Raw genomic sequence first — 12,804 nt, forward strand, 5'->3', positions numbered from 1 at the left:
TTATCTTGATTCCAGATTAACAAGATGTATAACTTGCTCAGTTGATCGCAAAGCAAGATCATGTAAAACATCTGGCTTTAGCAATTTGATCTCACACTTTGGCATCCATGAAATCACTTGAGCTTCAGTCGCATCATCAAGATAAGAAGCTTTTATTTGAATATCGCCTTTATAAATATAAAGAAATTCATGAAAATTTCGCCCTACAACGGGATCATAGAAAAAATTTTCAACAATCGCAAAAAGCACAGGCGAATTAAAATACTCTCCTGTTTCTTCAAGCACTTCTCGTTGAATTCCCTCTAGGGTTGTTTCTGAAAATTTTAATCGACCACCCACTAAAGAAATACTTCCATCAGGAAATGTAGAAACCAAAATCTGATCTTCATGCTCTATCCAAGCAGCCACACGAATATTAAGTTTTCCCTCTGCAATATCTAATGTTAAATCTTTCACTTATAACTCAATGGCTTCATTTTAATCATTTATTCTATTATATTCTTTAAATTCATTTTCGCCCTTTGTTCAAAACTGTGTTGAAAATATTCAGTTTGATATAGCGGTTCAGTCTGATAAAAATGCGTTAGAACTTCTTTTCTTTTAATCGAATAAACATCAGGATCTACCCAAGCATATTCCTGTTGAATCTGCTGCTCATATTCCGCAAAACGCACTGGCGAAGCCGCTAGAATCGCTAAGTCAATATCCAGTAAAAACTGTAAATCTCGCTCATCCGTTGCTTCATGCATTTGGGTTGCAAGAATCCATCGCTTTATCTTTTGACCGATATCGATTGATAAATCTTGAGCCAAATACTGCTCAAACAGCTCGGCACTTTTTAGCTCATTGTCTTTTGCCTGTGGATCATAAACCGCATCATGAAACCAGAGCGCCAATGCAACTGCATTTGCATCATTTAAATCAGGTCGAATCGATTCAAGTAAAACCAAACATTCATACAAATGTTGTAGCGTATGATAAGCACGTTGCTTTTCACTATAGGCAGCAATCAACTTGTTAAAAATTTTCTGCGGTTCAGAAAAATGATAATGCCGATGCAGCTCAAACCATGATTTTTCTAATACAGTTAAATATTGCTGCATTACTCATCCTTATTGGATTTCCTTATTAAGCCATTTTGCTAATGACTCTGCATCCTTACGCTCAAGAAAGAGCTGATACAAAGTGCAAGAACCAAACTCATGTTTTAGTTCCTGCTGACGTACAGGGTGATTACCAAATCGAAAGCGCCGAGTACCATCACGATCTAAAGGCAGTGCATACACCCCATAACTCCGAGGTTCTGTCAGATGCCCTTTGATTCGGACTTGATCAAGCGATATAGCATTTTTCAACAAATGTTCTTTGGTTAACATCCCATCCCGCCCAAGGCAAATCTAAGCTGCGTGCTGTTCATCTCGCTTAAAGACCAACTCTTTATCCGATGAACTTTCAGCATCAAAGTAATACCCTTCACTATCAAATGCTTTTAATTGTTCTACTTGGCTTAATTTATTTTCAATCAAGTATCTTGCCATTAGACCACGCGCTTTTTTCGCATAGAAACTAATGACTTTATATTTCCCGTTCTTCTGATCCAAGAATACAGGCTTGATAATTTCTGCCTGAATTTTCTTTTCATTCACAGATTTATAATATTCGTCAGAGGCTAAATTTACCAATAATTTTGCATCAATTTCAGCTAAATCTTGGTTAATTTGATCAGTGATAATGCTGCCCCAAAACTCATATAAATTATTTCCACGGCTATTCTTTAATTTAGTACCCATTTCTAAACGATACGGCATCATCAAATCCAATGGGCGTAACAAACCATAAAGACCAGACAACATGCGCAAATGCTGTTGGGCAAAATCGATATCATGATCTTTTAAGTGATAAGCATCTAGACCTGTATACACGTCACCTTTAAATGCAAATAAAGCTTGGCGTGCATTAGAAAAATCAAATTCCGCATTCCAATCACGAAAACGCTCTACATTTAAATTGGCGATTTTTTCACTCACGGTCATTAACGATGCGATTTCTGTTGCCGAAAGTTTGCGACAAACATCTATCAATTGTTGTGATTGCTCTAATAAACGAGGCTGAGTATATATATCAGTCGGTAAAGCAGTTTCATAATCTAGTGTTTTCGCTGGAGAAATTAAAGCAAGCATAATCAATCAAAATAAATTTATCTTGGTGAAACTATATCAGTTGATATTTTTTAATGCCAATTCGTGTTCTCGTTCAGTTTTATCGGTAAAATAGTGGATTCTTCCATTATCCATTGCGTATCTTATGTCTGAGCAAGTATTCATCCAAGGTCCTGTTGGTCAAATTGAAATGTTTGTAGATCAACCCCAAGGTGAAATCACAGGTTTTGCCGTCGTCTGCCATCCACATCCTTTGCAAGGTGGCACACCACATCACAAAGTCCCTGTTTTACTGGCTCAGATTTTTAATGAAATGGGTTGTGTCGTTTATCGCCCTAGCTTCCGTGGTTTGGCTGGCAGTGAAGGTACTCATGATCAAGGTCATGGCGAAACTGATGATATTATGGCTGTGATTGAATATGCCCGTGCAAAACATGCTGGTTTAACTTTTTATGCAGGCGGTTTTAGCTTCGGTTCTCATGTATTAGCTAAATGCCAAGCACAACTCAGTGAAGAGTTACGTCCCAAACAATTAGTGCTCTGCGGTCTACCAACAGGCTCAGTGGTGGATTTACGTCATTATAAAACCCCTGCAATTGACGGCGATATTTTATTCGTACACGGCGAGCAAGATGACATCACCCTGCTCTCTGATATGATCGCGTGGGCAAAACCACAAAAACATCCAATCACGATTCTGCCAGGTGCCAATCATTTTTTTACAGGTTATCTAAAACAGTTGCGTCAAATTATTACTCGTTTTTTAAAACTTTAGACTTAACAACAAATTACTAAGAAAAATATACGCCTTTTGAATCCAATGTCTATTATATCAGTTTAGATGTACAGGCATTTAGGTTCTTAAATAATGAAATTAAATAAAAAACAGGGACTTTTTTTAAAGCAAACCATTGAGCATTGGCAACTACAAGGTACGATTACACCTGATGTTGCCAATGAATTAAATCAGAGTTTTTCGATTCGGCCTTTTGACTGGGAACGACTCGCAAAATATTCATTCTGGATCTCGATGATTTGTACAGTGATCGCAATAGCCGCTATCACACTTGATGATTATTTGATGAAGTTGATTGAAAGAATCTTTATAGATTCCAAAATTATTCCTTGTCTAGTTTTTGCTGCTGTTGCTCTAGCTTTTTATGGCTTTGGCTATCGTCGACGTAAAACCAAACCCTTACATCAATTTAGCAATGAAGCGATTATTTTTGCAGGCGTGCTTTCTACGGCAGCATCTGTCGCCTATTTCGGTCAAGTGATTGATACAGGCAGTGGGCATTTCTCTTTGCTATTCCTGCTCTCCACCATTATTTATACAGCACTTGCCTTCTGGTTCCCCTCTAAACTGATTTGGGTATTTTCCTTACTTTCACTCGGTTCATGGTTTGGGACGGAAACTGGCTATATGTCGGGTTGGGGAGCCTATTACCTAGGCATGAACTTCCCTTTACGCTTTGTCTTTTTTGGCGGTGCCTTGATTGGCTTAAGCCTGCTGTTTAAACGCTATGCGCATTTTAGAGACTTCGCCCATTCAACTTATGTCATGGGACTGCTTTATCTATTTATTGCCTTATGGATTCTCTCAATCTTTGGCAATTATGGTGATTTGAATAGCTGGTATAACGTTAAACAATATGAACTCTTGCATTGGGGTGTGCTTTTCGCATTTATTGCCATCATTGCAATTGTCTATGGTTTAAAACATGATGATGCCACCTCACGTGGTTTTGGTATCACCTTCTTATTTATTAATCTCTACACCAAGTATTTTGAGTTCTTTTGGAATGGCATGCACAAAGCCATTTTCTTTATCTTGCTCGCTGCATCTTTCTGGTGGATTGGCCGACACGCCGAAAAACTTTGGAATTTAGAGTTTCTACCAGCTCAATCACAAATAAAGAAAGACCATCCAGTTGAATAATTACTGAAAATCCCTCCAACTCAAGCCAAACCGAGCTAAATACTTTTTGACTCGGTCGCTATCATTTGTGGTGTTGCGTTGCTGGCGTGAAGCAGCAAATAGCTGCCGTCCAGCATCAGCCATCGATTTGGCATTTTCACAAACTTGGAGTACGCCACGCAGCTGAATCTGATCAAACTCATCGATCTCGCTCAACTGGGTTTGATCTAAATATTTGAGGAGAATATCGATATCTTTAGATTGGTTTTCTGTGGTTTGAATCGACCACAGTTGTTTTAAACGCTGAATCTCTTTTTCTACCGTTTCCGAACGAATCAACTCACCCGTGGATAGCGTTGCTAATCGGGTCACACTGGCGGTTAAATCTCGGAAATTCCCCTGCCATGATGCCTCTTTAGACTTGGCAAATTTCAAATATGTATCAAGTGCATCACGTTGAAACCGTAATTGACGCTGATGATTTACAGCAAAACGTTGCAACTCAAATTCAATATTCGGGGCAATATCTTCTATTCGATCTTTAAGATTGGGTAAAAAGAATGTCCATGTATTCAACCTCGCCCACAAATCCTCACGGAAACGCCCTGCTTGCACTTCGGTTCTTAAATCTTTATTTGTCCCTGCAATCAGTTGAAAATCGGCCTGAACCTCTTTGTCACTTCCGACTGGAAAAAAAGATTTATCTTCGAGTGCCTTGAGGAGCATCGCTTGTTCATCTAACCCAAGCTCGCCAATTTCATCCAGAAATAAAATACCTTGATCAGCACTTTTCAATAATCCTGTTCTTGAAGCCGCTGCCCCCGTAAAAGCTCCTTTGATATGTCCAAATAAACTCGACATGGCACTATCACCACGCAGCGTCGCACAGTTCACATCGACAAAATGCCCACTTAAATGAAAGTTGTCTTTCTTTAACTGAAAAATTTGTTTGGCTAAATGCGATTTACCTACACCTGTTGCCCCCATAATCAAAATCGGCGCACTAGAGCGCGTTGCCACCAACTCAACTTCTGTAATCAGTTGATTGAATTCATGGTTATAGGTTGAAATATTGGCTTTTAACTGTTGCCAGTTTTGTTGTTGCTCATCTTCAAAACGCTGCTTGAGAACATCGTAGCGAGATAAATCCAGATCAATAATGCGATATTCACCTTCTGGCGTTTTCTGTTGATTGGGTGCACTTTGAATCATTTTAGCGGGTAGATAATTGGCATCGACCAGTAGATACCAACAGATTTGTGCAACGTGTGTACCTGTGGTGATATGTAAAAGATAGTTATTTTTTTCAGTATCAAAGGGATAACTTTTTACAAAGTCATATAGCGCACCATAAACCTCAGCAAAATCCCAAGCATCTCGGATACTCACTCGCTGACCCGACACAGTAGTCGATGGCGACACATTTTGAGCATCTTCAGCAATAAATTTGACTAAATTATGATGTTGCCGATCATGCAATAATACCAATTCATCCACAATCAGATCTTCATGCATTAGAAGACTCAAGGTCGGACGCCAGCGTTGCCATCGATCAGGACGCCTTCCTTGATCCAAGGTAGAACCCACAAAACCAATTACAACAGTTTTTTTTGCATTCAGCATAATTTCTATAATATTTTATATATGTCTATTATATACAATACGCAACTCGATGAAAAATTCCAACAATATGCTTCATTTTACTTTTTTAGGCACGTCTTCTGGTGTACCTACACTCACACGTAACGTTTCTGCGCTAGCCATCCGCAACAGCAAGAATAAAGACTGGATATTGGTCGATGCTGGTGAAGGCACACAGCATCGCATTCAACAGGCTAAACTTTCATTACAGAACTTAGTTGCGATCTGCATTACCCATGTTCATGGTGATCACTGTTATGGATTAGTTGGTTTATTGGCCAGTGCAGGTATGAATGCCCGTACAGCCCCTTTAACCATTATTGCCCCGAAAGAGATTCAACAATGGATTGAAGTTACGACCCAATTAACGGATTTACATTTGCCCTATCCACTCAATTTTATCAATGTGAATGAAGCCACTCAAATACTACAGATAACAGATGAACTTTCGATTCAAGCCCATCCGCTCAGTCATCGTGTACCCAGTTTTGCATTTAGTATTATTGCGCAATACACCCAAAAGAAATTAGATACTCAGGCTTTAATTCAACTCGGCGTAGCAAAAGGCAAAGTTTGGGGTGATTTACAGCAAGGCTTAGACGTCCAGTTAAATGAGCAAACCTTAAAAGCAGCTGCTTTTATTCAAACCCAAACGCAACGTGTACATGCGATTGTCGGTGGAGATAATGATAGTCCTGAGTTGTTGGCACAAGCTTGCCAAGATGCTCAACTCCTAATTCACGAAAGCACTTACACTCAAGCTATTTTAGATAAAGTGGGTTCAGGCCCAATGCATAGTTCCGCCAAAAAGGTGGCTGAATTTGCACAAAAACATAATTTAGGCAATCTCATTCTGACGCATTTCAGTCCACGTCATCAGGATCAAATTGGACAAAAAGCGATTGCAGATGAAGTCCACCAATATTATCAAGGCAACTTTTATTTAGCTGATGATTTCGATCAATTTAGCTTAGATATGACAGGTCAACTTACAAAAATTGATAAATTTTAATAGATCACCTTATATTTGATCTATCAATAACATCTCAGGATAGCTCACCTATCTTTTAATATACTTAAATATCATTTTAGATATATAAATATCAACAAAATCATCTACAAACATGTTTTTTCAAAATATTCAAAAATTTATTTTTATTAATTATCAAATATTTATACATATTTTAAATTAAATTTTAAAAAGTTGGCATAGTCACTGCAATAGTATAAGTACACAACATCACTGGGATATTGTGAATATCACCTGCCTGCAAACGCTTGGCAGGCAGGCTTTGAAAGGAAAAATGAAAATGTCTGTCGTTGAACAAATTAACCAACAAGCTCAATTTGAACAAGAACAACAAAAACGTACTTATCAAGTTCTACAGAATGAAAAAGGCATGCCTGTAAAAATGTGGACCAATGGCGTAATTGTTGATGACAACTCAAAACAGCAGTTATTACAAACGGCTCAAATGCCTTTTATTTATAAATGGATGGCTGTGATGCCAGACGTACACTTCGGTTTAGGTGCAACGATTGGAAGCGTGATTCCAACCAAAGGTGCGATTATCCCTGCTGCCGTCGGTGTGGATATTGGGTGTGGAATGATGGCGACTCGTACTAGCTTAACAGCATCGGATTTACCAGATAATTTACATGCTTTACGAACCGAACTTGAACGCTTGATTCCACATGGAATGACCAAACGTGGACGAGATAAAGGTTCTTGGGAAACACCACCTGAAATGGTAGATCAAGCTTGGGGAGGTTTGGTTGCAGACTTTGAGTTGATTTGTGCTAAACACCCTCGCCTAAAAAATACCAACAACCGCAAGCAGTTGGGAACTTTAGGTACAGGAAATCACTTTGTAGAAATCTGTTTAGATGAACATGATCATGTTTGGATTATGTTGCACTCAGGTTCTCGTGGTGTCGGCAATGCCATCGGTAACCATTTTATTGAGCTCGCACGTAAAGATATGCAGAAGCACTTTATTAACTTACCCAATAAAGATTTGGCATATTTAGTTGAAGGAACTGAGCATTTTGATGATTACTGGTTTGCTGTAGGTTGGGCACAACGCTTTGCGATGAAAAATCGTGAAATCATGATGCAGTCAGCAATTAAAGCTTTAGCAACGATTATTCCAAAACCATTTAATGCAAAATTGGAAGCGGTGAACTGTCACCATAATTATGTGGAAAAGGAAGAACATTATGGCGAAGAAGTGATGGTCACTCGTAAAGGTGCTGTCAGCGCCAAACTTGGACAATATGGAATTATCCCAGGTTCAATGGGTGCCAAGTCCTTTATTGTTCGTGGTCTTGGAAATCAGGAGTCATTTTGCTCATGTTCACATGGTGCAGGACGCGTGATGAGCCGTGCTGAAGCAAAACGTCGATTCACTGTTGAAGATCAGATTGCCCAGACTGAAGGTGTGGAATGCCGTAAAGATGCGGCTGTAATTGATGAAATTCCATCGGCGTATAAACCAATTGAAGATGTAATGAATGCACAAAAGGATTTGGTTGAAGTGGTTTATACATTACGACAAGTAGTTTGTGTTAAGGGGTAATAGTTACATGCAAAATGAAGAAACAAAAATACTTAATGAATGGAAGAATGAACATGACGAGAAAATATTTTTCCTGACTCTTGATTTAGGTGCTGAAATACATTGGTTTTTTACACAAGCATTGGAAGCAATGAAACAGTCATTATATCTTCCAGCATGCAGCTGTTTTATTAATGGAATTGAGGCATCAATAAGGATTACTTATGCTAAACAAACAAGCTCATCTACAAACGACTTGAATGCATTAACCAGCATTCCAACATTGAGTAATAATTTGCTTAAAAATGCTCAAATGATAAATATGCCTGTTAATTCCCTAAAGTTTCCTAACGAGAACAATTTTGAAGCAAATTTAGATTCTAAAAAACCAGATTTGAAGCATGTAGAAATTGTTAGAGTTAGACATAACCTAGCTCATGGCAATATCTTTGAATATATCAACAGTGAACTAGGTGATGATAATCTGCTTTTCACACCTGAATGCTGTAGAGAATTGGCTGAGATTTTATATGCCATTTCAAAAGATTGGTGCATGCAACTATCCGAATTTAAAAAGGATAATATATGAAACTCGCAGAAGCACTTTTACTTCGAAGCGATCAACAAAAAAAGCTCGCTTCATTAAAACAACGGATCAACGCCAATGTATTGGTACAAGATGGTGATGAACCGAGTGAAGATCCAAATGAACTGATCAAACAGGTATTTGCTTTAACCCAAGAAAGCAATCAGTTGATTTGCCGTATTCATTTAACCAATGCGCAAGCAAAATTAGAGGATGACAAAATATTGCTGTCCCTATTAAGCTTACGTGATAGTTATGCCGAACAGCATAAGATTCTCATTGATGCGATTGCCAACACACATCGTGAACCTGACCGTTATAGCGCACGGGAAATTAAGTGGCAAAAAGTCATTCCTGTTTCCAATTTGCAAAAACAGGCAGATGATATCAGTGCAAAATTACGTGATTTAAATATCAAAATTCAGGCTGCAAACTGGCAGATTGCTTTAGTCGAATAGACAACAAATTTTGTGGATTTAGTTCACAAGCACAGTTTGGACATACTGGGCGAGTACAAGATCCTGCTTTACTCCGATCTGAGGGATTGAAAATAATTCAGGCGGCTATGGCAGCATGTGAGCCGTGCATCAATCTTCACTGATTAGGCTCAGCACCATGTACCTAGCAAACCTTTGCCAAAAGCAAAGTCACGCGTTACTTCGCATTACCATGTACTGACAGTATGTTCATTAAATTACAAAATAAGGAAAATAGACGTGAATAAGGCTTTGGCAAATATGCCAGCAACCATCCAAATTGATGGTTCACAAGGTGAAGGTGGTGGGCAGATTTTAAGAACTGCCCTGGCCCTTTCGATGATTACAGGTCAAGCATTTGAATTAATCAACATTCGCGCTGGGCGTAAAAAGCCAGGCTTAATGCGTCAGCATTTAGTCTGTGTACAGGCATCTCAACACATCAGCCAAGCTTATGTAGAAGGTGCTGAACTCCATAGCCAGCATTTATATTTTGCGCCACAGCATGTACAAAATGGAAAATACCAATTCCAGATTGGTTCAGCTGGAAGCACAACACTGGTTTTACAAACTCTTTTACCTGCTTTGTTATTACAAAATGAAGCCAGTGAACTCACAATTTCCGGAGGTACACATAACCCGCTTTCACCCACAGCAGATTTTATCGAGCATTGCTTTTTACCAGCATTAGAAAAACTTGGAATAGCGGTCGAGTTTATATTAAATAAAGCAGGCTTCTTCCCGATTGGTGCTGGTGAAATTCAAATCAAAATTCAGCCTTGGCAACATCGAAACAAACTAAATTTATTAGATCGTGGTATTTTACAAAGCACAGAGGCTTTTGCAGCAGTACTCAACCTTTCCGAAGAAGCACAAATTGCACAACGGGAACTTGCAACGTTAAATAAAAGATTGAAATTAGATACTCAGCAGCAATTCCATTTAAATGGCATCAGTCAAGGCAATACAGCGTATGTCAAACTTGAACATCAACATCACGTTCAGCTATTTACTGCTTTAGGTGAAATGCGCAAAAGTGCAGAACAAATAGCCAATCATTTGGCTGAACAGGTGAAGCAATATATGGAATCTAATGCTGCTGTCGATGAATATTTAGCGGATCAGTTACTATTACCTTTGGCATTGGGGCAAGGTGGTGAATTTACCGCAAAATGTATTAGCGAACATACCCTCACACAAGCCATGATGATTGAAAAATTTATTGATTGTGAAATTGAATTTATTGAACTAGACAAAAATCTGTTTCAGGTCATTGTCAAAGTTTAAGAAGCTCATGAATGAGCTTCTTTTCTATGAAATTTATCTTACAGATTCCAAAGCCGTAACCAATAATTTCCAGCATTTCTCTACCGTATCTACTTTAACTCTTTCACCTGGTGCGTGTGCATCTTGAATATCAGGGCCAAAAGATACCATCTGTAAATCTGGATAGTGTTCAGCAATAATTCCACACTCCAAACCAGCATGTATGACTTTTAAATTCGGCTCAATTTCAAATGCAGATTGATAAGCTTGTTGCAGACATTTCAACGCAGCTGAATCGGGATTTGGTGTCCAACCTGAAACTAAAGGTGTTAACTCGGATTGAATACTAAACTTTGCAAAGTGCAGTTGGATATTCTGGGCAAATGTTAGTGCTTCTTGGTTCACCATCGAACGAACCATAATTAAAGTTTTCGCCTCATCTTTAGTGAGTTTGACCACACCAATATTATTCGAGGTTTCAACCACATCAGGTAAAGCACGACTCCACTGTGAAATACCATATGGACACGTTGCCAATGCCTGCAACCAGGCTTGTTGCTGTTGAAAGATAATAACTTCATTTATCTGATTAGCATTCTGCTGCACGGTGATTTGCAACTGATAATCAATGCCTTGTAACTTTTTTTGCCATTCAGCTTGTATCACAGCAACTGCTTTTTCTAGCTCAGGTAATTGTCCCGATTTAATTGCAATTGTTGCTACCGCTTCACGTGGGATAGCATTGCGTGCTGTTCCACCGATAAACTCAACCAATCGTCCATTTGTTTGCGATAAATAGTCATTCAGGAAATCGGCTAAAATCACATTGGCATTTCCACGCCCCAAATGAATATCAACACCTGAGTGACCACCTTTCAATCCAGATACCAACAGATCAACAAAAATCAAATTTTCAGGTGCTGGTTCATATTGAAGTGACTGTCCTACTTCTAGATCAATACTGCCTGCACAGCCAAGATAGAGCTCACCCCATTCTTCGGTATCAATATTAAATAACCATTGCCCTGTTAAAACACCCGACTCAAGCAAACGAGCACCGCTCATTCCTGCTTCTTCATCAATAGTGAGTAGGACTTCAATCGGACCATGCGCAACATCATTTGATTCTAATACAGCAAGTGCAAGTGCTACTCCGATACCATTATCTGCGCCCAATGTCGTGTTTTCAGCAATAAGCCAGCCATCTTTTAATACAGGTTGAATAGGATCTTTAAAGAAATCATGTTGAGTACCACGATTTGCCTGAGTCACCATATCTAAGTGTCCCTGCAAAATCACACCTGCAACTTGCTCTTTACCTGCTGTGGCAGCTTTTCGAATAATTAAATTACCAATGTCATCAACATAGGTTTCTAGGTTGCGCTGTTCCGCCCAATCTTTGAGATGCTGTCGTAATTGTTGTTCATGTTTTGATGGTCGTGGAATCCTACACAAAGTCTCAAAATGTCGCCAAACCACTTGGGGAGATAGTTTAGAAAAATCAAACTGTATCATACAGTTATACTCACAAAAATAATGTATATGATGGATTTAAATATACTTAAATCATTAAAAAGTAAATATTCAATCAACGTAAATTTAGTTTATTTCTTAGCCTAAAACTTATGTCGATTTTAATAAAAATGATCAATCATTCCTTAGTAAACTAAAAGTGATAACTAAATTTCACGAACCAAGCGGAATCCCCACATGATCGAACGTGCTTGGGAAGTTACATAAGCATTTCGATAGGCTGTTCGAGCATTATAAGTGTTGTATATCCATGCACCTCCACGTAACACAGGGAAATTACATTGCCCGTTATTCTCTTCACTCCAAACACGATTAGTTACAGGCGCATTCTCATAATTTGGGTGCCAACAATCATCTACCCACTCCCGTGCATTTGCTGTCATATCGTATAAACCAAAGTTGTTTGGTATAAACTTCCCAACTGGTGAGGTATAAGTATAGCCATCAGTACAATTAAATAAGTTCCACGAGCTTGTTTGTGGCAATGCAGAAACTGTGGTTGGATCTAACACATTTGCATATTTACAAGCTTGATCTCGATTCAAATCATCACCCCAGTAAAATGCAGCCGAAGTTCCTGCACGAGCAGCATATTCCCATTCGACCTCTGTAGGTAAACGGTAGGTTTGCCCCACTACTGTCCCATAGTTTGCTTTAAATAAAAAAC

The 12,804-nt window shown here is 38.8% G+C and carries 14 protein-coding genes; 7 read left to right on the forward strand and 7 right to left on the reverse strand.

Features of this window, described 5'->3' with window-relative positions:
- From IRT38_RS11645 to yaaA, 4 genes are read right to left on the reverse strand one after another with little or no spacing between them, the layout of a single operon-like run.
- Positions 1-456, reverse strand: coding sequence for an NUDIX hydrolase (locus IRT38_RS11645; RefSeq protein WP_125299279.1), 456 nt, complete (start codon positions 454-456; stop codon positions 1-3).
- A gap of 29 nt (positions 457-485) precedes the next feature.
- The gene (locus tag IRT38_RS11650) at positions 486-1,103 is read right to left on the reverse strand and encodes a metal-dependent hydrolase (RefSeq protein ID WP_194597776.1); all 618 of its coding nucleotides are present in this window, start codon (positions 1,101-1,103) and stop codon (positions 486-488) included.
- Between the two features lie 9 nt (positions 1,104-1,112).
- The gene (locus IRT38_RS11655; protein WP_004962254.1) at positions 1,113-1,376 is read right to left on the reverse strand and encodes a hypothetical protein; all 264 of its coding nucleotides are present in this window, start codon (positions 1,374-1,376) and stop codon (positions 1,113-1,115) included.
- Between the two features lie 21 nt (positions 1,377-1,397).
- Positions 1,398-2,180: a peroxide stress protein YaaA gene (gene yaaA / locus IRT38_RS11660; RefSeq protein ID WP_039048127.1), complete on the reverse strand. Its 783-nt coding sequence runs from the start codon at positions 2,178-2,180 to the stop codon at positions 1,398-1,400.
- Positions 2,181-2,304: 124 nt separating this feature from the next.
- On the opposite strand from yaaA, the gene IRT38_RS11665 reads away from it, so the two are divergent.
- Positions 2,305-2,934: an alpha/beta hydrolase gene (locus IRT38_RS11665; protein ID WP_194597777.1), complete on the forward strand. Its 630-nt coding sequence runs from the start codon at positions 2,305-2,307 to the stop codon at positions 2,932-2,934.
- A 93-nt stretch (positions 2,935-3,027) separates the two neighbouring features.
- On the forward strand, positions 3,028-4,098 hold the full coding sequence (locus IRT38_RS11670) for a DUF2157 domain-containing protein (RefSeq protein WP_194597778.1): 1,071 nt from the start codon (positions 3,028-3,030) through the stop codon (positions 4,096-4,098).
- On the opposite strand, the gene rtcR is transcribed toward IRT38_RS11670, so the two are convergent.
- Positions 4,099-5,700 (reverse strand): RNA repair transcriptional activator RtcR, encoded by a 1,602-nt coding sequence (gene rtcR, locus IRT38_RS11675; protein ID WP_194597779.1) that lies wholly within the window; start codon positions 5,698-5,700, stop codon positions 4,099-4,101. It lies immediately after the preceding gene.
- Positions 5,701-5,767: 67 nt separating this feature from the next.
- Between rtcR and IRT38_RS11680 the strand changes: the two genes are divergently transcribed.
- From IRT38_RS11680 to rtcA, 5 genes are all read left to right on the forward strand, one after another.
- Positions 5,768-6,730 carry a ribonuclease Z gene (locus IRT38_RS11680; protein WP_194597784.1) on the forward strand — a complete coding sequence of 321 codons (963 nt, stop codon included), beginning with the start codon at positions 5,768-5,770 and terminating at the stop codon, positions 6,728-6,730.
- 298 nt (positions 6,731-7,028) lie between these two features.
- Entirely contained in the window at positions 7,029-8,297 is a 1,269-nt protein-coding gene (locus IRT38_RS11685; RefSeq protein ID WP_042890985.1) for an RtcB family protein, read from the forward strand.
- A gap of 7 nt (positions 8,298-8,304) precedes the next feature.
- Positions 8,305-8,865: a hypothetical protein gene (locus IRT38_RS11690; RefSeq protein WP_151831169.1), complete on the forward strand. Its 561-nt coding sequence runs from the start codon at positions 8,305-8,307 to the stop codon at positions 8,863-8,865.
- Positions 8,862-9,320 (forward strand): DIP1984 family protein, encoded by a 459-nt coding sequence (locus IRT38_RS11695; protein ID WP_125318724.1) that lies wholly within the window; start codon positions 8,862-8,864, stop codon positions 9,318-9,320. The genes IRT38_RS11690 and IRT38_RS11695 overlap by 4 nt, the downstream gene beginning before the upstream one ends.
- A 258-nt stretch (positions 9,321-9,578) precedes the next feature.
- A complete protein-coding gene (gene rtcA, locus IRT38_RS11700) occupies positions 9,579-10,625 on the forward strand; it encodes an RNA 3'-terminal phosphate cyclase (protein WP_194597780.1) in 1,047 nt (348 codons plus the stop codon).
- A 33-nt stretch (positions 10,626-10,658) separates the two neighbouring features.
- Here rtcA and IRT38_RS11705 read toward each other — a convergent pair whose 3' ends face one another.
- On the reverse strand, positions 10,659-12,119 hold the full coding sequence (locus IRT38_RS11705; protein ID WP_194597781.1) for an aminoacyl-histidine dipeptidase: 1,461 nt from the start codon (positions 12,117-12,119) through the stop codon (positions 10,659-10,661).
- A 164-nt stretch (positions 12,120-12,283) separates the two neighbouring features.
- Positions 12,284-12,804 (reverse strand): formylglycine-generating enzyme family protein (locus IRT38_RS11710; RefSeq protein WP_194597782.1); only part of this gene is annotated, 521 nt, incomplete at its 5' end.

Origin of the sequence: Acinetobacter sp. SK-43 (genome assembly GCF_015351505.1) — a bacterium.
GTDB lineage: Bacteria > Pseudomonadota > Gammaproteobacteria > Pseudomonadales > Moraxellaceae > Acinetobacter > Acinetobacter junii.